22 protein-coding genes and 1 tRNA gene are annotated in these 20,451 nt (G+C 46.5%); 17 read left to right on the forward strand and 6 right to left on the reverse strand.

Annotation, left to right across the window (positions count from 1 at the left end; translation table 11 throughout):
• Positions 1–2: 2 nt before the first annotated feature.
• The 7 genes from AC0YNS_RS01220 to AC0YNS_RS01250 all read left to right on the forward strand — a co-directional run bounded on the left by AC0YNS_RS01220 (position 3) and on the right by AC0YNS_RS01250 (position 9,235).
• Complete coding sequence (locus tag AC0YNS_RS01220; RefSeq protein ID WP_475779263.1) at positions 3–881, forward strand: carbohydrate ABC transporter permease; 879 nt, start codon at positions 3–5, stop codon at positions 879–881.
• Between the two features lie 14 nt (positions 882–895).
• Positions 896–2,011, forward strand: a complete 1,116-nt coding sequence (locus AC0YNS_RS01225; protein ID WP_475779264.1) for an efflux RND transporter periplasmic adaptor subunit — start codon at positions 896–898, stop codon at positions 2,009–2,011.
• 25 nt (positions 2,012–2,036) lie between these two features.
• Entirely contained in the window at positions 2,037–3,482 is a 1,446-nt protein-coding gene (locus AC0YNS_RS01230; RefSeq protein ID WP_475779265.1) for an ABC transporter substrate-binding protein, read from the forward strand.
• Positions 3,483–3,612: 130 nt separating this feature from the next.
• Complete coding sequence (locus AC0YNS_RS01235; RefSeq protein ID WP_475779266.1) at positions 3,613–3,876, forward strand: hypothetical protein; 264 nt, start codon at positions 3,613–3,615, stop codon at positions 3,874–3,876.
• 228 nt (positions 3,877–4,104) lie between these two features.
• The gene (locus AC0YNS_RS01240; protein ID WP_475779267.1) at positions 4,105–4,377 is read left to right on the forward strand and encodes a hypothetical protein; all 273 of its coding nucleotides are present in this window, start codon (positions 4,105–4,107) and stop codon (positions 4,375–4,377) included.
• A 297-nt stretch (positions 4,378–4,674) separates the two neighbouring features.
• The gene (locus AC0YNS_RS01245; protein ID WP_475779268.1) at positions 4,675–6,750 is read left to right on the forward strand and encodes a DUF4832 domain-containing protein; all 2,076 of its coding nucleotides are present in this window, start codon (positions 4,675–4,677) and stop codon (positions 6,748–6,750) included.
• A gap of 220 nt (positions 6,751–6,970) precedes the next feature.
• Positions 6,971–9,235 carry a DUF4832 domain-containing protein gene (locus AC0YNS_RS01250; protein ID WP_475779269.1) on the forward strand — a complete coding sequence of 755 codons (2,265 nt, stop codon included), beginning with the start codon at positions 6,971–6,973 and terminating at the stop codon, positions 9,233–9,235.
• A gap of 156 nt (positions 9,236–9,391) precedes the next feature.
• Here the strand turns inward: AC0YNS_RS01250 and AC0YNS_RS01255 are convergent, their stop codons facing one another.
• On the reverse strand, positions 9,392–10,387 hold the full coding sequence (locus AC0YNS_RS01255) for an oxidoreductase (RefSeq protein ID WP_475779270.1): 996 nt from the start codon (positions 10,385–10,387) through the stop codon (positions 9,392–9,394).
• A gap of 35 nt (positions 10,388–10,422) precedes the next feature.
• A complete protein-coding gene (locus tag AC0YNS_RS01260) occupies positions 10,423–10,824 on the reverse strand; it encodes a MerR family transcriptional regulator (RefSeq protein WP_475779271.1) in 402 nt (133 codons plus the stop codon).
• Between the two features lie 318 nt (positions 10,825–11,142).
• Here AC0YNS_RS01260 and AC0YNS_RS01265 point away from each other — a divergent pair, with 318 nt between their 5' ends.
• The 5 genes from AC0YNS_RS01265 to AC0YNS_RS01285 all read left to right on the forward strand — a co-directional run bounded on the left by AC0YNS_RS01265 (position 11,143) and on the right by AC0YNS_RS01285 (position 14,602).
• On the forward strand, positions 11,143–11,487 hold the full coding sequence (locus AC0YNS_RS01265) for an ArsR/SmtB family transcription factor (protein WP_475779272.1): 345 nt from the start codon (positions 11,143–11,145) through the stop codon (positions 11,485–11,487).
• A 47-nt stretch (positions 11,488–11,534) separates the two neighbouring features.
• Positions 11,535–12,011 carry an ArsI/CadI family heavy metal resistance metalloenzyme gene (locus tag AC0YNS_RS01270; protein ID WP_475779273.1) on the forward strand — a complete coding sequence of 159 codons (477 nt, stop codon included), beginning with the start codon at positions 11,535–11,537 and terminating at the stop codon, positions 12,009–12,011.
• Between the two features lie 278 nt (positions 12,012–12,289).
• On the forward strand, positions 12,290–13,732 hold the full coding sequence (locus tag AC0YNS_RS01275) for an arsenic transporter (RefSeq protein WP_475779274.1): 1,443 nt from the start codon (positions 12,290–12,292) through the stop codon (positions 13,730–13,732).
• Positions 13,732–14,154, forward strand: a complete 423-nt coding sequence (arsC, locus tag AC0YNS_RS01280; RefSeq protein ID WP_475779275.1) for an arsenate reductase (thioredoxin) — start codon at positions 13,732–13,734, stop codon at positions 14,152–14,154. Before AC0YNS_RS01275 ends, arsC begins: the two co-directional genes overlap by 1 nt.
• Before the next feature lie 4 nt (positions 14,155–14,158).
• Complete coding sequence (locus AC0YNS_RS01285; RefSeq protein ID WP_475779276.1) at positions 14,159–14,602, forward strand: protein-tyrosine phosphatase family protein; 444 nt, start codon at positions 14,159–14,161, stop codon at positions 14,600–14,602.
• 172 nt (positions 14,603–14,774) lie between these two features.
• Here the strand turns inward: AC0YNS_RS01285 and AC0YNS_RS01290 are convergent.
• Positions 14,775–14,850, reverse strand: a tRNA-Val gene (locus AC0YNS_RS01290).
• A 147-nt stretch (positions 14,851–14,997) separates the two neighbouring features.
• Between AC0YNS_RS01290 and AC0YNS_RS01295 the strand changes: the two genes are divergently transcribed.
• The gene (locus AC0YNS_RS01295; RefSeq protein WP_256208370.1) at positions 14,998–15,162 is read left to right on the forward strand and encodes a hypothetical protein; all 165 of its coding nucleotides are present in this window, start codon (positions 14,998–15,000) and stop codon (positions 15,160–15,162) included.
• A 451-nt stretch (positions 15,163–15,613) separates the two neighbouring features.
• Entirely contained in the window at positions 15,614–15,880 is a 267-nt protein-coding gene (locus AC0YNS_RS01300) for a DUF3892 domain-containing protein (protein WP_475779277.1), read from the forward strand.
• A 73-nt stretch (positions 15,881–15,953) separates the two neighbouring features.
• Here the strand turns inward: AC0YNS_RS01300 and AC0YNS_RS01305 are convergent, their stop codons facing one another.
• Positions 15,954–16,688 carry an MBL fold metallo-hydrolase gene (locus AC0YNS_RS01305; RefSeq protein ID WP_475779278.1) on the reverse strand — a complete coding sequence of 245 codons (735 nt, stop codon included), beginning with the start codon at positions 16,686–16,688 and terminating at the stop codon, positions 15,954–15,956.
• 172 nt (positions 16,689–16,860) lie between these two features.
• On the opposite strand from AC0YNS_RS01305, the gene AC0YNS_RS01310 reads away from it, so the two are divergent.
• The 3 genes from AC0YNS_RS01310 to AC0YNS_RS01320 all read left to right on the forward strand — a co-directional run bounded on the left by AC0YNS_RS01310 (position 16,861) and on the right by AC0YNS_RS01320 (position 18,200).
• The gene (locus AC0YNS_RS01310; RefSeq protein WP_090976991.1) at positions 16,861–17,061 is read left to right on the forward strand and encodes a hypothetical protein; all 201 of its coding nucleotides are present in this window, start codon (positions 16,861–16,863) and stop codon (positions 17,059–17,061) included.
• A 158-nt stretch (positions 17,062–17,219) separates the two neighbouring features.
• The gene (locus tag AC0YNS_RS01315; RefSeq protein WP_475779279.1) at positions 17,220–17,789 is read left to right on the forward strand and encodes a stalk domain-containing protein; all 570 of its coding nucleotides are present in this window, start codon (positions 17,220–17,222) and stop codon (positions 17,787–17,789) included.
• 111 nt (positions 17,790–17,900) lie between these two features.
• Positions 17,901–18,200 (forward strand): DUF1292 domain-containing protein, encoded by a 300-nt coding sequence (locus AC0YNS_RS01320; protein WP_090976987.1) that lies wholly within the window; start codon positions 17,901–17,903, stop codon positions 18,198–18,200.
• A 65-nt stretch (positions 18,201–18,265) separates the two neighbouring features.
• On the opposite strand, the gene AC0YNS_RS01325 is transcribed toward AC0YNS_RS01320, so the two are convergent.
• A complete protein-coding gene (locus AC0YNS_RS01325; RefSeq protein ID WP_475779280.1) occupies positions 18,266–18,685 on the reverse strand; it encodes a DUF1885 family protein in 420 nt (139 codons plus the stop codon).
• Positions 18,686–18,846: 161 nt separating this feature from the next.
• Complete coding sequence (locus tag AC0YNS_RS01330; RefSeq protein ID WP_475779281.1) at positions 18,847–20,313, reverse strand: aminotransferase class I/II-fold pyridoxal phosphate-dependent enzyme; 1,467 nt, start codon at positions 20,311–20,313, stop codon at positions 18,847–18,849.
• Between the last annotated feature and the right edge of the window lie 138 nt (positions 20,314–20,451).

Consider the following 20,451-nt stretch of genomic DNA (forward strand, 5'->3'; position numbering starts at 1 on the left):
CAATGAAACTGAAAGCTGCCATTATCAAAGTGGCGATCTCGATACCGCTAGCGTTGATCGCATTCGTTATGCTGCTGCCGATCATCGTATCCTTCACCAATTCGCTCATGACGGAACACGAAATCGAATCGAACTATAATTTGATCGGGAAGATGGCGGATACGGCAGCCGGCGGCAAGGATGCCTTTGTCAATCTGAAACTTATACCCAACTGGGTTTCGTTCGAACAGTACAGCAAAGTGCTGATCGAGACCCCGACGTATTTAAATCTGTTTTGGAATTCGGTTTACATGGTTGCGTTCATTATATCGGGGCAGGTTATTGTTGGCTCTCTGGCTGCCTATGCCTTTGCCAAGCTCCGCTTTCAGGGTCGGGACCGGATGTTCTTCGTTTATCTGGTGGCGATGTTAATGCCGTTTCAAGTGACGCTCGTACCGAACTATATTATTGCGGATCAATTAGGCCTTCTGAACCGTGCAAGTGCCATCATACTGCCCGGTATCTTCGGCGCATTCGGCGTGTTCATGCTTAGGCAATTCATGTTATCGATCCCGAACGCTTACGTGGAGGCGGCCTATATGGACGGAGCGGGTCATTTTCGCATCTTCCTTCAAATCATAGTTCCACTTATTAAACCGGGATTCGCGGCGCTGATCGTGCTCTTGTTCGTTGATTATTGGAACATGGTGGAGCAGCCGCTCATCTTTCTCGATGATACCTTCAGACAGCCATTGTCGGTGTATCTCTCCGTCGTTCAGCAGGAAGCAATGGGCATAGGTTTCGCCGCATCCGTCTTCTACATGTTGCCGATGGTGCTGTTGTTTCTATATGCGGAATCACATTTTATCGAAGGCGTTCAAATGTCCGGCATTAAAGGGTAGGAGGTTTGTTGGAAGTGGAAAGGCAAGAAATCGAGCAAGAACATACAGGCAGGAAGAAGAAGATCCGGCTGCTCGCCATCTTGTTTGCCAGTGGATTAATCGTGCTTACCCTGTTCAGCAATACGCTGCAAACGATGAATTTAACGAAGGTATGGACAACCATCGGACGACAAGAGGAGCTCGTTCAGACCTTTAGCGGAAGCGGTGTATTGGAGCCAATTACTGAAGCTTCGTTATCGAACAAAGCAGGTTGGAACGTAAAAACCATCAAGGTCAAAGCAGGAGAAACCGTGAAGAAGGGACAGACGCTCGTCATTTACGAGAGCCTTGAAGCCGAAAATCGTTATCTGGATGCCAAGACCCAACTGGAGCAGCAGCAACTATCCATACAAGGCTTACAGGACCGTTATGTTGAAGCCGCAGCCAGCGATGATGCGATTCAGTTGCGCAGCGCGAAGCGGGATCTCGATAGCGCACGTCTGACGCTGGCCATGCAGCTGCGTAATCTGGACAGCATGAAGGCGGATCTGGTCAGCAACCGCGAGCTGAAAGCGCCTTTCGACGGAACTGTGATGAACGTGAGTGCCGTGGAATATATGCTATCCGCCAGCGCCGGTCCCGATGTTCATATCGCTTCCTCCAGTCAAGGTTATCGGATGGAGCTGCTTGTACCTGCTAAGATTAGCGAGAAATTGCGCATTGGACAGAAGCTGGATGTCCAAGTCGGTCACGCGGAGGATGAGAAGCAGCTGGAAGGGAGCGTTACGGGGATCCAAAACAAAGAAAATCAAATGAACATCGTAGTTGCCGTGAAACATGAATCGCTCCGTGGAGGCGAACAAGGACGAATTGACCTCAGATTTGCGTCTTCGGCTGATAATGGCGGCATCGTTATTCCGAGCAGCGCCATTCACCTTGAGGGTGATGCTGCTTACGTTTATGTCGTCGAGGAGAAGAAAGGTCCGCTTGGCGATACAAGCCATGTCCGCAAGGCGACAATCAAAGTCGGTGATTCGAATGAAACCGATACTGTCGTGCTGCAAGGGATTTTTCCGGATTCACCGATCATTCTGGAGAGCAGCGCACCTGCTGTTTCAGATGGAGAGCGTGTTCGAGTAATGGTCCATTAATACTTATCAAATGAGGAAAGCGGGAATGAAGATGGCAAGAGTTCTAATTGTAATCATGAGCTGCATCATAATGTTTAGCTTAACAGCGTGCGAGGGAAGCAGGAACACGAATATCCCTACCGGAAATTTATCTCGACCCGAGGCGAATGAATCGCCAAAGAATACAAGCGATGAGTCAAAACCTGCAGAGAATGCAGCAGCCGAAGCAACCCCGCAGGGGCTGGAACCGCTTGACGATAAACCCAAAACCATTGTCGTGTCTATTCTTGGAACTACCGACATCTACAAGCTGGCGAAAGAAAAGTATGAAGCGCTGCATCCGAATACGACGATTCAGTTTAAAGAATTTGAAACCGGCAGCATGATGAGCGCATCTGAAGTGGAGCGATATATCAAAACGACGACGACGGAGGTGTTGTCCGGCAAGGGGGCGGACTTGTTCGCATTTACGACTGTGGAGCTGCCTATTGATAAGTACGTCAGAAAAGGCGCGTTCGAAAACATAGACAATTGGATGAAACGGGATCCCAGCTTCGATCCGCAACAATACCATATGAACATTATGGATGGTTCCCAAATGAACGGCGGCCTGTATATTATGCCAGTCGAATTCTATTTGGAAGCATTGTACGGAGATGCGGAGGGGATCAAGAATGCCGGAATTATAATGGATGATAAAAACTGGACATGGAGCCAGTTCGCCGAAATCAGCAAGCAGGTGGCAGGCAAGACCGGACATTCCTATTCCATGAATTTTTTGCCGCCTGAGGCGATGATCAATAATCTCGTGTCTGACAACTATAACCGATTAATCGATGGTGCTAACGGCAAGTCATCGTTTGACACTCCTATTTTCTCGGATTTACTGACGGGAGTAAAGGAGATGTATGATGAGAAAGAGTTAAGAAGTGATGCGGCGGAATTCACCAGAAGCTACTTATCCTATTCATTAATGACTTCTCCAAGCGATTATCTTCTACGACTTGCCATGTATTATAAAGATGGGAAAGTATACCAGAAGCCGCATGCTGCGGATCAAAAGTCGGGCATTTCGTTTCTTGTAACGAATCAAATTGCCATGAACGCCAATTCAGAGGTGAAAAGAGACGCTTGGGAGTTTATGAAGTTTCTGCTGTCCGAAGAGATGCAATCTTACCCGAAACACCCGGGAGCTTCAGGATTCTCGATGAATAAAGCGGTGAATGAACAGGCGATCGTAAACGTCAAGGTGAATGGTATTGATAAGGCCGTAAGCGGTAAAGGCGGAGATGTTAAGATCGAAGTAACGGAGGAGAATCTACAGGTTCTCCGTGACATGCTGTCCGAAGCCAGCTTAAGAAATATAGGCTATGAGACAACCGTACAGAAAATCATTGCAGAGGAAGTCAAAGCGTTCTTCGCGGGGCAGAAACCTGCTGATGCAGTAGCTAAATTGATCCAGAATCGGGTAACGACGTATTTGAATGAGTGACTGGGACGCGCCACTATTGTTTGTGGTGCGTCTGTTTCTTTTCGGACATAAGCGTTACTGCTAAGCAGCATATAACGACATTAGTGAGCGTAATTTAGTGAATAAGCTAATGAGAGGAGCGCCTATGTAAATGACTACGCTTTCCATGATTAAGGCCTTAGCTTTGCTCATCGGAATGATGAACAATACGCCCACTGAAGTTTCCGTGTATACCATGATGGAATGCCCCCATGAGCATTGCTACGATGCAATCAATGACACAGGAGATCACTGTATGTTCAGCGAAACTAATTTCCGACAAGAAACACCATTAATTGAAGGCGACAAAATATTTGCTATTTTCCTTCAAAATGATGAACATAGACTGGTTCGTGTTGTCAAAGCGGAGCAGTGAACTCATACTTATCGTACTTTTGAGGTCGTTCGGACATGATTCCGACGGCTTTTTTTGCTTTTTTTATCGTTCCGGATACTACTGATTTTTACTGCTTCCAAGGCATTACATAGGCGAATGGCTCGTCAATTATTCCAACAAAAAGACACCATAGAGTGACAATTTCATCACCTAATAAATGGTAATATAAATCTAGAATCTCATATTATATGAATGGAGCGCAATCAGATGACCCAAGACAATCAGCAGCAACTTCATGATTTCGTGAAACTTATCCAAGGTTTTTCCGAATTGACCAACACGATTAGCTTGGAATGGTCGAATTTGAACAATGCCAATTGGGTGGCCGTTAATTTGCGCGAGTATCCGTTTCCGTATTCAATCGATGTCATGAAAGTGAAAATCAGCCAATGGGCAGAAGCGCTCTCCAATCAAGCCGAATCACGAGCAATTGTAGTAGATAACTGGCTGCATCCCGTACAGGTTGAATCAGGTTACTAAGCAACTAAGATTCAAGATCATCTCTACATAGTTAAATAATAAACCGCCTTTTACAGGGGCGGTTTTCTTATGTTTATTTATATATATTGGAAATTAGCATTTGTTTTGCTAATAATTGGACGTTATTCTCGTCACCACTAATGCTCGTCCCCGTATACTGATAGAGACGCTGATTCTTTTCTAAGGAGGGAAAAGATGAAGAAATGAACTTTACGAGTATTCCTCTGCACCGCAGCGTTGCTCACGTTAATCTGGAGCGGAGGGAGATCAGGTTATATTAAGGAGGCGAATGAGGCAATGGGAACCATCACGGTTAAATTGACTGAAACGCCGGAAGCATTCAATAATCCGATCATGGGCTTTAGACCATCTCGCAATATAAACGATACTTCTTTCCCAAATCGGGAATATGCGGATATTTATAAACACTACATCAAATACACCGATCTGGAAATGAATGCAACGGACACCGTTCAGAAGATCAAGGATTGGAGCAACAAATCTTGGGTTGGCATTGAAAAGAAGAATATTAAGGTAGTTCCACGCGTCGTCATTGTTTTCCCTAATGTCGGGGAGTATTGGCCGAATGGGATCACACATGGTGATCCTGTCAATCAGTGGCTGACAGATGTCTTGAAAACCCGGCTTGTGGCGTTTATCGCGAAGCTTGGGCAAGCTTGGGATAATGATCCTCGAGTAGCTTTTGTCGAGCTTGGCTTGTATGGCAAATGGGGTGAGCACCATATTTATCCTAATAAGTTTCCTGACGGATCACACATTATTCCGCTTAGTTTCCAAAAGGCTCTGGGTGATGCATCTACTGCAGCATTCCATAACAAAAAAATGCTTGTCCGCTATACGGATACGTTCAAGGCTTATAATTTCGGAATTTACTGGGATTCTTTCGCGTTGCCGGATGATGCTAGCACCGGGAATGGGGAGATTGCGCGAAATAATTGGCAGACGCAGATTAACAGCGGTGAAGTCGCTTATAACTGGGGGAACCAGTCTAAGCTAGGCGGCAGTCCCAATGGAACGCTTAGCAGTGTCTCCAATACGAACTATGTCATTGACTGGATTATGAAGACGCATACTTCGAGCTTAGGGTGGATTTCGGATTATACAGCAAGCAATCCCGCAGTAGAAGTCGGGGCAACCGCCATGCAGAAGGTGCTTGGCTATCGCTTCGTGTTGAATCAAGCAACGTTTACGAGCAATGTGGCGCCGGGAGGGACGATGAACGTTTCGTTCCAGGTTACTAACAAAGGCTCCTCGCCATTCTATTACAACTGGCCGGTGGAGGCGAATTTGCTTAAGAGTGATGGGACTGCTGCATGGAAGGGCATATTCCAAGGCGATATTCAAACTTGGCTGCCCGGTTCAGACTGGAATAGCGTGACTCGTGCGTACAATCAAGCTCCAGCTGCCAACACCGTGAACGGTGCATTCAAGATTCCGACCACATTGGCGAATGGAACGTATACACTGACGCTGTCCATTCTGGATCCGGCTGGCTGGCAGCCTGGTGCACGATTTGCCAATACCAACTACTACACCGGAGGCAGAACGCCGATCGGTAAGGTAGGCATCGGCATGGAACCCTCCAATCAAACGCTCGGATCGTTCACAAGCTTGAAATCAGATACGACACTTGGTTATAGTCTGCAAAGCGGTGCGTACACCGGATCAGTCGGAAGCACAGACACACAAGCGCCGACAGCTCCTGCGAAGCTGACTTCGACAGCTAAAACGACAAGCACTGTCAGCCTCAGCTGGTCGGCTTCAACAGATAACGTAGGCGTAGCTGGTTACGATGTCTATCGGAGCAATAGTTTTGTCGGCAGCACAACAAGTATTTCCTACAGCGATACCGGACTTCAAGCATCGACTGGCTATAGTTACATGGTAAGAGCGAAAGATGCGGCAGGTAATGTTTCGGGGAACAGCAACGTTATTAGCGTAACGACGAATGCAGCCAGTACTTCAATTTCGATTGAAGCGGAGTCTTCGGCCAATACACTTGCCGGCGGTGCAATCATAGTGTCGTGCAGCTCCTGTTCAGGCGGTTCAAAGGTCGGTTACGTTGGCAACAACAGCGGTACGCTTCAATTCAACCGTATCAACGTGGCAACCGCCGGGACCTATACGCTGGTCATTTCCTACGTGAATGGAGATGCGACAGCAAGAGCGGCTCGGATCACTGTAAACGGTGCAATCGCTAATTTAAGCTTCCCATCTACAGGCAGTTGGTCTACACTCGGCACTTATCAAGCGTCGGTTCAGTTGAAAGCAGGGGACAATACGATCAAGTTTACTAACGCCAGCGGATGGGCGCCGGACTTCGACCGGATCCAGATTAATCGAAAAGTGTAACATTGACAGGGATCCCCGTTCATTCGGAGGATCCTTTTTTTCAGTCAATTCGATTATATAGATCATCCCCCTCCCTCCAAGAACGACAATGAAATCCGGTATGAATTCCCATCCAATAATTCCGATTAAGCAGAGCCGCGGCGAGCATGATAACAATCGAAGGAATTGACTGGGTGGTTGAACTTACAGGATCCGAGTTGATCGAGAGGAGGATTTCGATGTGCGTAAGACTTTAGCTTTAACTACGGTGCTGTTATCGGCTTCATTGGCTTTGTCCGGCTGCAGGGTGGATAACGGCGATTCGAATCAAATAAATACTCACTCTCAAGGTGTAACACCTAACGAAAAAACAAAAAGTCGCATGATTCCAACCGAGTCATCGGAACCGAAAGTGAAGCTGTTTGGGCTAAATACCTTTAAATTGACTGAAACGTCGGAAGCATTCAATAATCCGATCATGGGCTTTAGACCATCGCGCGGCATAAACGATACTACTTTCCCGATTCGGGAATACGGGGCAATTTATAAACACTATATCAAGTACACCGATTTGGAAATGAATGCGACAGATTCCATTCAGAAGATCAAAGATTGGAGTAATAAGGCTTGGGCGGGCATTGAAAAGAAAAATATGAAGGTTGTTCCGCGAGTCGTCATTGTTTATCCAAATGTCGGGGAGTATTGGCCGAACGGAATTACGCATGGCGATCCCGTTAATCAGTGGCTGTCAGAACCTTTGAAAGCCCGGCTCGTGAGTTTTATCGGGAAGCTTGGTCAAGCATGGGACAATGATCCTCGCGTTGCTTTTGTGGAGCTTGGCTTGTACGGGAACTGGGGCGAGCACCATATATATCCTTTGTCGTACAGCGACCGCACAAATCAAATCCCGCTTAGTTTTCAAACGGCAATGGGGAACGCGTATATGTCAGCTTTCCATAACAAGAAATTACTCATCCGCTACCCGGCGACGTTTCAGGCTTTCAATTTCGGTGTTTTTTGGGATTCCTTTGCTGTGCCGGATGATGCTAGCAGCGGGAATGGGGAAATTTCGCGGAATAATTGGCGAACACAGATTAACAGCGGTGAAGTAGCCTACAATTGGGGCAATCAGTCTAAGCTAGGTGGCAGTCCGAATGGCACGCTTGGCAGTACCGCTAATACGAACTATGTCATCGATTGGATAATGAACACGCATACCTCTAGCCTAGGGTGGATTTCGGACTATACGGCAAGCAATCCCGCCGTAGCAGCCGGGGCAACCGCCATGCAGAAGGTGCTTGGCTATCGCTTCGTGTTGAATCAAGCAACGTTTGCGAGCAATGTGGCGCCGGGAGGGACGATGAACGTTTCGTTCCAGGTTACTAACAAAGGCTCCTCGCCATTCTATTACAACTGGCCGGTGGAGGCGAATCTACTGAAGAGTGACGGGACCGTTGCGTGGAAGGGCGTATTCCAAGGCGATATTCGAACCTGGCTGCCCGGTTCAAACTGGAATATTGCGACTCGTGCCTACGATCAACCTCCAACTGTCAACGCCGTGAACGGTGCATTTAAGATTCCGACAACGCTGCCGAATGGAACTTATACATTGGCGCTGTCTATTCTGGATCCGGCTGGCTGGAAGCCAAGCGTACGATTTGCTAATACCAACTATTACACCGGAGGCAGAACGCCGATCGGTAAAGTCGGCATCGGTATGGAACCCGCCAATCAAACGCTCGGTCCATTTGCAAGCTTGAAGTCGGATACAACGCTCGGCTATAGCCTGCAAAGCGGAGCATACGACGGATCAACCGGCAGCTCAGACATACAAGCGCCGACAGCTCCTGCGAAGCTAACTTCGACAGGTAAAACGGCAAGCAGCATCAGCCTCAGTTGGTCAGCTTCGTCCGATAATGTCGGCGTATCTGGTTACGAGATTTATCGGAACGGCAGTTCTGCCGGCACTACAACAAGCACTTCCTACACCGATACCGGACTTAAAGCATCGACGAGCTATAGTTATTTCGTAAGAGCGAAAGATGCGACTGAGAATGTTTCGGGTAACAGCAACACCATTAGCGTAACAACGAATACAGCTAGTACTGTAGGCACCTCAGTCACAGTTGAAGCGGAGACTTCAGCCAATACGCTTGCGGGTGGAGCTATCGTAGTGTCGTGCAGCTCCTGCTCAGGTGGTTCAAAAGTCGGTTACGTTGGCAACAACAAAGGTACGTTGCAGTTTAACCGAATTAACGTGGCAACTGCAGGGACCTATTCGTTGGTTATTTCCTACATGAACGGCGATACGGCAGCAAGAGCGGCTCGAATGAGTGTAAACGGTGCAACAAGTAATCTAAGCTTCCCAGCTACAGGGAGTTGGACTACACTCGGCACTTTACAAACTACTGTTCAACTGAAAGTAGGATACAATACGATCAAGTTCTCCAACCCTAGCGGTTGGGCTCCGGACTTCGACCGCGTCCAGGTCGTTCGAAGAGGGTGAAAATAAAAAGGGATCCCCGGTTAATACGGAGGATCCCTTTTGTCGGACATTCAGAGAATGTCGGTAGTGAAGAGAAACCTTAGCGGATGTTAATGTCATGCTAAGGAGATTGTTCTCGCACCGCCGTCAACCGTGGCGGCGTATGAACCTTCTGACTCACAACGGCTCTAGAAATTTTACGCCTGTAAGTTTCTCGCTCAATGTCCATAGCTTCTCGGCATTCTCTGGGTCCACGGCGAATGGAGCAACGCCGTCATGAACATCCGAGTCCGTAGGGACAACTTTGGAAATATCCACATTTTTGAGATACACGCCGCCTTTTCCGTCCAACTTGTTGCTTACGGCTGCCCATACCGTAGTAGCCGCACCTTCTGCTATCGTCTTCAGATCATCGCCATAGTCGCTGTAAAGGCGGCCGTTTGTATCAAACGCCCCGGCCGCTTTAAGTTCTTCATGGGACATGTGGCGTGAAAGCGAAGTTGCAATTACTGTTCCCGGGTGAACCGAGAAGGCACGAACTTGATCAGCCATTCCGCGCTTGTCCAACTCTACTGTAAACAGGACGTTCGCTGTCTTGGACTGCGCATAGGCTCCCCATTTCTCATAATCGCGGTTCTCATAGTTCGGATCTTCAAAGTCAACACCTGCAATGCGATGGCCTTGAGAAGATACCGTTACCACTCTTGCACCGCCAGCTTGCTTCAGAGCAGGCCATAGGCGGGCTGTTAGTTGGAAATGGCCCAAATGGTTTACAGAGAATTGCACCTCATAACCGCGTTTGTCGTGCTCCAGGCTAGCTGGAGTCATCACCCCAGCTCCATTGATAAGTATATGAAGTGGACGGGAGGACTTCAGAAAGCGTTCTGCGAAAGCGTCAATCGATTCAGGAACAGCGAGATCCATCGTATCCATTTCAACACCCGGTATATTTTGCAGAGTTTCGCGGGCTTTCTCAATCGAACGGACAGGTACAATGACTGTAGCTCCTGCCTCAGCAAGAATGCGCGTTGTCTCCAGACCAAGACCGGAGTACCCGCCTGTCACGATAGCCACTTTGCCTGTCAAATCTTTCCCTTCAAGAGCTTCCTTTGCTGTTGTACGCGGTCCGAATCCAGACCCTACAGGTTCTTGTTTTGTTAGTTCAGTGCTCATGTAAAGCCTCCAATTCTATAAAAGTCGCGTGTAGTTCACTTAACCGTCTCCTTATTCTGTTTAAGGAAATCAACCGTCTTTAATTCTTCAAAATGCTTAAGCTTGTACCTTAAAATATCCAGTATCGACAGCATATCCGCCATCTGCGATTCAATTTGGGAAGCATGTTCCTTCAGCAGAGAGTAGCATATTTCGTATTCTCGCCTGGAGGAATGCTCCATATAATTCTGAATCTTCTTTAAAGGCATATTGGTTCTCTTGAGAATGGAAACGAACATATAGCGGTCCATATCCAGCTGCGCGTATACACGTTGGCCGCTATCACTGCGAGCAGGTATGGGGATTAAGTTAATCTTCTCATAGTAGCGAATTGTATCCATGCTAAGTCCTGTTCGCTTGGAAATTTCCGTAATCGTGTAGGTCGGTTCCACTTCCATAATCCTACCCCCTCCAAATGGTAATATGGCTCTCTTCCCGCCTACATTATGTAGGTTACAGGTTGGAGTATACTCCAAGTCAAGCATGTCGCACATTTTTTCGTGATGCATCGCCTTTTATTCGCAGATTAATTCTTGCATAAAAAAGCCCTGCGTTATGCTTCTTTCGCAAAATTCGCTTTTTCACAGGGGGTGGGGAAGACTAGTTTATTAAATCAATTATTTTTGATTTAGTTATTGACCAGAGGATATAAATTATGGTAAATTTGATTCGCGGAATAACATCAAATAAATTTGATTAATATTGAGGCGATTAAGTTGAAAAAAGTAATCCCGGTTAGTGTGGCTAATGTACCAGAAATTTCGTTCGAGCGCTTCGAGCAAAAATTCAAAGCTTTAGCCGATCAAAAGAGATTGCAAATCTTATATGAACTCTGCCAACGCGGAAATACGTGCGTTTGCGACTTAACTGAAATCGTGGATATGCCGCAATCCAAGCTCTCTTATCACCTTAAGATTTTATTGGATGCCAATCTAATCAAAAAAGAGACGAAAGGCACCTGGAGTTATTACGAGCTTAATTCGGATGAAATCGATTCGTTACTCTCGGAGCAGCTATGCTGTATTTTTAGACCAAGCGATACATCATCCGGTTGTTGCTAATTTTTTATCCATATAATCAAAAAAAATTGATGAAGGAGTGCTTACGTATGAAAATGCACGTAGCCATTAATGTTAGGAATTTGGAGCAATCACTCGAGTTTTACAAAAAGCTTTTTAATGCAGAGCCGACAAAAGTCAAAGAGAACTACGCTAAGTTCGAGCTTGGTAATCCAGACTTGCATTTTTCGTTGAACGTTCGTCCGTACGACAACCGTGGCGTTTTAAATCATTTCGGCTTCCAAGTACAAAACACAGAAGAAGTGCTCGCGACAAAAGCGCGCTTACAAGACGCTGGTTTGGTTTCGTTCGACGAAATGAATACAACATGTTGCTACGCGGTGCAGGATAAGATTTGGGTATCTGATCCAGAAGGTAATCCGTGGGAAGTGTTCTACACCAAAGAGGATAGCGAGTTTGAAGCAGCAGAAGACCATGTGAGTGCCCAACAAGATGTTTGCTGTGTCACCCCTGCACCTCAAAAGGTGGAGCTAACAGATATGCGCCTGAAAAATAAATGCTGCTAATTAGTAATTCTCGCACGCTGGATACCGGTGGGCTGTTTTTATAAAATACATCATACAAATGAACGCTGTCCGGTTGTTCCATTTGAAATACTGAAATGGGAAATACCAGATCCGACTCCAAAGGCTGACGAAGATGGTAACATTGACGAGTTTCGCGTAGTACGGGATGAAATAAAAGAAAAAGTGCTTCAGCTGCTGAATGAACAGCGGGTGATTGGTGCATAAGGAGTATCTTAATGAACAGATTCAAGTGATGGCAGATGATATGGGGGTTCAACATGACGATAATAGCTTTTCTTATTTTTTTAATCACTTTAACGTTTGTAATTTGGCAGCCAAAAGGACTTAATATCGGCTGGTCGGCAAGCGGTGGTGCGGTTCTTGCTTTAATATTCGGGGTCGTTAGTTTTGCAGATGTCGGTACCGTAACCGGTATTGTGTGGAATGCAACACTTGCCTTCGTTGCAATCATTTTGATTTCACTTATTTTAGATGAGATTGGTTTCTTTGAATGGGCTGCTTTGCACATGGCTCGACTTGCAAGAGGCAATGGTAAGCTGATGTTTGTGTATGTTGTTCTCTTAGGCGCAGCTGTGGCGGCATTCTTCGCTAATGACGGTGCAGCGCTTATATTGACACCGATTGTTCTGGCGATGGTACGTGCACTTAAATTTGACCAGCGGATGATTTTGCCGTTCATTATGGCAAGTGGATTTATTGCCGATACAACTTCACTTCCGCTTGTGGTCAGTAACCTCGTTAATATTGTATCGGCTGATTATTTTGGTATCGGATTTGTCGAATATGCAAGCCGGATGATCATTCCAAATATGTTTTCTCTACTCGCAAGCCTTCTGGTCTTGTTCCTGTTCTTCCGCAAGAGCATCCCAGGCAATTATGATTTGAAGCAACTCAAAAAGCCTGTTGATGCCATCAAGGATAAGAAAATGTTTAGGTTGTCATGGATTATATTAGCGGTGCTTCTCGTTGCGTATCTGGTAAGTCAATTCATCCATGTTCCGGTCTCTGTCATTGCTGGCATAGTTGCAGTGTGGTTTATACTGGCTGCGAGACGTAGCCCAGTTCATACATGGAAGCTCCTAAAAGATGCTCCATGGGCGGTTGTGATCTTCTCCATTGGTATGTATGTCGTTGTATATGGGCTTCGTAATGTTGGACTTACTGACGAGCTCGGAGATGTCATTCAAGCCGTGGCTGATAAGGGACTCTTTATCTCCACGTTGGGCATGGGTTTCCTAGCTGCGATATTGTCTTCGATCATGAACAATATGCCAACGGTTATGATAGATGCCCTTGCTATTAAAGGAACGGCAACGGAAGGTGTTATTCGAGAATCACTTGTGTACGCAAATGTGATCGGTAGTGATCTGGGTCCGAAGATTACACCGATTGGTTCACTGGCAACTCTTTTATGGCTACATGTGCTATCACGTAAGGATGTAAAAATCACATGGGGCAATTATTTTAAAACAGGCATTGTACTGACAGTTCCGACGCTATTTATTACGCTTACCGGACTTTATCTGTGGCTGCACTTAATTAACTCCACAAGCATTAATGTTTGGGTATTAATTGCTGTTTTCATGGTAATTACAATCGCAGTTGCATTGCTAGTCAAAGCAATATTCGGTCCTAGAAGAGAACGTCTTGATGAAGTTGTTCAAATTAAACAAATACACAACAAGGGAGATCAACCATAATGAATAAGCCACTCGTTTACTTTCTATGTACAGGAAACTCATGCAGAAGCCAAATTGCCGATGGTTTTCTAAAAGCACTCGGCAGTGATAAATATGAGGTTAGAAGCGCAGGGCTTGAAGCACATGGCTTAAACCCACGTGCAGTTCAAACCATGAATGAAGCAGGTATCGATATTTCAAGTCATACATCCGACGTCATTGATTCTGAAATTTTAAAACAGGCGGATTACATCATCACGCTCTGTGGACACGCAAATGATAATTGTCCGGTTGTTCATAATGACAAAGCGGAGAGATGGCACTGGGGCTTTGATGATCCTGCTAAAGCAACAGGAACAGAGGAAGAAATCACAGCTAAATTCCGTGAAGTTCGCAATTCGATTAAAAATCGCATTGAGCAGTTTGTGAAAGAGGGTAAATAACCACATGTCTCAGGAAAAGAATTATCATGCTCTACACGACAACATGATCTTCATGGGTGGGGCTGCTGATGTAGAAGCAATGGTAAAAAAAGAAGGCGTTGAAGTAATCGTTGACCTACGAGCGGAAGCAACAGAGTGCGCTTATCCGGAAGCTGGTGTGAAGTGGATACTAGTGCCGCTCGAAGACAACACAGATGACATAGAGGAAGAACTATTCAAGCAAGCCATTAATCACGTCCTGGAAGCGTATAAAGGCGGTAAAAAGGTAGGCTTTCATTGCGGTGGCGGAAAAAGCAGAACTGGAACCGTTGCAGCGGGTATGCTAATCGCTTTAGGTCAGTCCACTACAGTGGATGATGCAGAACTAAAAGCAAAACGAATTCGTTCGATAATAAACATTAAGCCTCCTCAGCGGGCTGCACTAGAAAAGATATTCCCAAATAACTAACCTTACAAGGGATGGCTAGCGCTATCCAAAGCCCACAATCCCAGTAATACCAAGGGGTTGGGGGCTTTTTGAATTTATCTGTTTCGCATCAACTCGTGTCTGAACCAGTTTTAACCCTTTGGTAGACAAAAGAAAAAACCCGGCAATTACGCGGGTTTCGGCGTTTAAATTATGGTGATCTGGACAGGGTTCGAACCTGTGACCCCTACCCTGTCAAGATAGTGCTCTCCCAGCTGAGCTACCAGATCATAAAGTGTTGCTTCATTAGTGACAAGAATTAATATATCAAACGGCAAATAAGATGTCAACAAGTTTTCGCAATAAAATAGTCTAATTTACTGTAAACCCGCATAAGGTGTACTCAAGCTTTTATCAGTGGAGAGGCGGGTTGTCTAGTGGCGGAAGCTGCCCATTTGGCGGTGTGGTTGGTTGGATTGTTCAGTATCGTCGGTACGGTTTGCGTGTGCGTGGCAAAGATGGTGATCCATGATACAGTTGCTTACGATGAAGCATTTGTGTGGAGAAGAAAGCTGCCGCCGGAGCTGAAATCCAAGCGTTAAGTTTGCTTTGGTGACAGCGCGGGTATACTATTCCCAAAATGGTAATTCGATCCATAGGGAGTGGTATAGTTGAGGAAAGCAATTGGAGCTGCTCTATGTTTATTGATTTGTTCCGGGTGCTTACAGCGACATGCTTCAGACACGGTCCCGACCATTAAGGTCGTCAACCAGGAAAATGTGCTAAGCACGGTTTATCCAACAACGCGATCCGTGTTCGGTGAAGTATATGATTCACCTAACAAACCCAAAGATATGACACCTGCTTTACCGGGTGCGGCGAATTCGCGCCAGCAGAAGCCTCCGCTACGTGAAGAAAACAACCCATAAATCCGGTGGTGTCCGCGGGGCACACCGGATTTTTTTGGTTTCCCGATTCCTTGCTCCTGAATAATAGCAGAGAATATGAGCCATCCTACTTGAGCGCTATGCAAGCGCAGAGGAGGAAACAACCATGAACAGTCCAGATAACGAAAGTGTGCAAGAGAGCGTTGCTGCTGCTGAGAGGTTCGTTGCCGCACAGAAGAATGGCGATGGAGATTTAATGGCATTTAAGACTTCCTCGGGTCGCGTACTCAATTACGAGCAGGCACTGGCAGAAGCGAATAACGGCACGATTGCCGGAGTGAACGTATTTAAAGGAAAAGACGGCGAGCATTACATTCGAGGGGATGCAGATGGAGATCCGACGAACAATCTGGATCAACTGCCTAATTTCTAGCAGTCAAGCCAGTCTGAGATAAAGCAAGACAAGCCCGCTGCGGTGCAGCGGGCTTGTTATCGTTATGACCCTACTAGAAGGTGTATCGCTTATGCTGCTCTACGAATCGCATGATGCCATCTCGTTCGAGGTCTTTCGGCTTACTGTCATCATAGTGCATGAGCCAGATGCGTTCTTGAATATGAGCAGGAAGCGATTGCAGCTCTTGAAGTGTTGCATGTACGGCTCCCGGAGGCTTCAGCTGGCAGTCATGAAAGATCGTCTGAACCCCATCCTGTACCAGTCGTTCCAGTAGGCTGGGATTAAACCTCATATCCGCCGAATAGAAGAAGTTCTCATTAATCAGGAAAGAGTAACTAAACTTATTTGGAATATGCTCGGTATGTATCGCTTCGACAACGAATCCGGGCAGAAGCTCTGTGCTGACACCTGTCTGCAGCGGGATAACTTCAAAATAATCCTCAAGCGCCGAACATTCATCCTGCAGCAGTCCACCCTTTAGAGAGCTTTCCCATAAGGAGTTAACCAGTGATTCATGGATAAACAGTTTCGGCTTGCGCTTATATATAAACTTCATTTGAAAGGCGAACTCTTCTAAGCCGCCGATATGGTCGGCATGAATATGGCTGATGAGTACGGCATCGATCTCGTTAACGGACTTTCCAAGCTGATGCATTGAGAGCAGCGCTGTGGTACCGCAATCAAGCAATAGGGTGTGGCGATCTGTATAAAATAGAGCATTCGTATTGAAGTAGGTTTTGGCGAATGCACTACCCGTTCCGAGCATTTGAATATCCAATCGGGACATCCTCCCTAAGCTGTACGTTACTATTCAATTTATCATTTCTGTATGCAAATGAAAAGGAAAACCTTGCTAATCCGCAATCGGAATCGAGCGTTCTTCTGCCATGCACACCGGTGCCTATTCAATCATACGATAGCTATGAACGGAATGCGAAGATAGGCAGGTGCGGATCAATATGGCTCCTAAAGGTAAAGTCGTCAAGAAGAAGAAAAGTCCATCGGATCGGAAGCAGGCAGTACTGAAGCTTGTGCTTTCGGACACTTGTGCAGTATGTAAAACCCCTTGTGCAAGAGGGATGCGTTATTATGAAGGCATGAAGCAGCCGGGAGCAATGGGAAAAGGCGTACCGTGTATTTTGACGCGGACCTACGTATAAAGTCGGCATCCATTTCCCGTTAGTATTTCCCAGGCAAGCGCATGTTTCAACATAATGTGACAGGTTTTGGTAAGGAAAAATTTTTGTGAACTGGCGCAACTTTGGACGACTTGGTGAGTATAACCATACATCCAGATTACGGACGGAGGTTTACTACCATGAAGTTCAGAAGACTTCTCATGTTGACGTTGGTATTGTCGCTGTGGGGCGGCACCATGCTCTTTGCGGATTCCGCTTCTCAACGGGTGCGGGTTATCGTGAACGGAAATGAGCTAGACGACGCGGGGATTTTTACTGACGGCAAAACATACTTATCAGTTCGCCAAGTAGCCAATACGCTGCAATCCATCGTATATTGGGATGAGGCATCGAAGAAGGTTACGTTGTATAAGCCTAATGTTCACATGTTCTTATTCAAGGATAATACGATCTTCGGTAACGTTCTGAAAGGGAATAAGTTTGCATTCAAAGTGTTTGCCCAGATTGATAACCTTCAGACCGATATTTCTGCTGTAAAGGTAACAATCGAGGATCCGAAGAGTAATGTCACGTTGATTCAATCGGAGAACATTACGATACAGAAGGATAACTTCTGGTATCGCACGGATGATATCAACTATACCTTTGACGATGTAGGCAAATATACGATTAGATTTTACATGAAAGTAGCCGGCAGCGACGATTGGAAGTTGGTTTCCGAGAAAACAATTACGGCCAAAGCTCAATAGATATACGCTAAGCGCTGCATTCCACAGGATGCGGCGCTTTCGTTTGACCCTGAGATTGTTCCATGTTACGATACGAAGGAAATGAATCATTAATGGAAATGAGGGTATACAATGAGCGATCACGTGCACGATGAGAATTGCAACCACGATCATGATCACGAAGAACACGTATTCCTTGTCACGGACGAGGAAGGCATTGAACGTGAAATGGTCATGGTATTTACGTTCGAATCCGAAGAGCAAGTTTATTCCGTATTGCTGGACCGCAACGATCCGGAAGCTGACGGCGTTATTTTCCGTATTGAAGAAGAGGACGGCGAAGCATTCTTGGTTGGCATTGAAGATGATGCAGAGTGGGAACGCGTAACGAAGATTTATGAAGAAATCGCGAAGAGCGAGAACGAAGCATAAAACAGCGTATATGCAAAATAGAGAAAACAAAAACTCCGATGCCGCCATGGCTTCGGAGTTTTTCGTTATTTACGAGGATTATAGTAAATGGTTCTGCCGTTAAACATCGTTAGCTCAGCCTTTAAGTGCTTGGCGAAATATTTGCAAAGCTCATTGGCTTTGGATTTGTCGCCGTGTGTTGCGGTATCGGGGAGCACGACCTGCACATGCGAGATGCTCTGATCACCGGACTCCTGCGTGCCGACTCCGAATAAGATGTAGTTGTACTGCGGCGAAATGCCTTTCAAGTAGAACCAACGATTCTCTTCGCCCGGCTTCGTTTCAACGGTATAGGGAAAAGCGGATTCGGTGTAGTCCCATCCAAGCTGCTGACCGGTTAGCGAGGTCTGTTCCCGGTAGCGGCCAAGCCTTTCCTTCACCTCATCGAGGCTGAGACGTTCAACTGCTGAACCTTGCACGAATTTAATGTAAGCGCTTTGACCCATTATGCCCACCCCCTCCCACATCATAGCATTCTGAAAAAGGATTGACAATAACCGCCAATAACGTGGCCCCAGAGATACGAAAAGTCCCCAGCCTGCTCTTCGGTAGCTGGGGACTTGCTTTCGTACATGGTAGCATAAGAAGTAAGCTGTATAGCTGTGAACTAAGAAATAGCTTCTTCTTCGAAAATAACTTTGACGAATTGGATGCTGCGATCCTCAGGACCTTTCACCGGCAAGCCGACTTCCACATGATCGGTGATGTAATCGATATTCGTCTGAGAGATGACTTCACCCGGCAGAAGTATCGGAATACCCGGCGGATACACGTAGATAAATTCTGCAATGATGCGGCCGGCTGATTCTTTGAACGGGACAACCTCAGTCTGACCGTAGAAGGCTTCACGCGGCGTCAGAGAGAGATGCGGGATTTCCGGAATCTTAACGACAAGCTCATTGGCTTCGTTTCCTTGATGCTGCTCGGCCAGATCGCGCAGGGCCGTGAGCAGTGTGCCAACGGAGTCGGAAGTATCGCCGGGAGTAACGAGCGCCAGAATGTTATACATATCGCTGAGCTCAACTTCAAGGTTGTAATGCTCGCGCAGCCAGTTCTCGGTCTCGTATCCGGTAATACCTAGGTGGCGGACATGAATAGCCAGCTTCGTCGGATCGTAGTCATAGGTCGCTTCGTCGCCGAGAATTTCTTCTCCGATACAATATAAGCCAGGCATCTTGTTAATCTCAGCACGTGCAAGCTGAGCAAGAGAAATTGCTTTCTCAGCCATATCATGACCGTTAATGGCCAGGTTGCGCCGCGATGTATCCAGTGAGGACAACAGGATGTAAGACGTCGATGTGGTCGTCAGCATACTGATAATCGTTTGTACGCGCTGCGCATTGATGCGGCCGCTCTTTACATTCAGAACCGAGCTTTGTGTCATGGAACCGCCCAGTTTATGAACGCTTGTTGCCGCCATATCGGCGCCCGCCTGCATGGCAGACATCGGCAGCTTCTCATGGAAATGAATCAGCACGCCATGTGCTTCGTCGACGAGTACGGGAATGTCGTAGCTATGTACAAGCTCGACGATTTCCTTCAAATCCGCGCAGATTCCATAATAAGTCGGGTTAATGACGAGAACTGCCTTTGCATCATGGTGACGATCCAATGCACGTTTAACGGAACGCGTCGTAATGCCGTGATCGATCCCAAGATTGGAATCACGAGCCGGCGAGATAAAGACAGGACGCGCACCGGCAAAAATAATGGCCGACATAATGGATTTGTGAACATTACGCGGTACGATGATTTTGTCGCCTGGGTTACAGACCGTCAAGATCATTGTCATGATTGCGCCGCTTGTTCCTTGTACCGAAAAAAAGGTATAATCAGCTCCGAAAGCATCAGCTGCCAGTTTCTGGGCTTCTTGAATGACGCCGGTCGGTTGGTGCAAATCATCCAACGGAGCAATATTTATAAGGTCGATCGACAACGCGTTGTCTCCAATAAACTCGCGAAACTCAGCGTCGCTCCCTACTCCTTTTTTGTGTCCGGGAATGTGAAATTGTACAGGGTTGTTGGCCGCGTGAGTGCGCAATGCGCTAAACAGCGGAGTCCGGGTATGATCCATAGCATTCATCCCAGCCTTTCGTGTGGATTGTAACAAACAAAGTTGAGTATAGCAAAACTAGGGGGGATTGCAAGCAACATTTTTGTTGAGACTAGAGTCTACATAGCCACCACGATTAATGAGCAGAAAAGGGGAGCG

Source organism: Paenibacillus sp. J22FR21, from assembly GCF_056269135.1.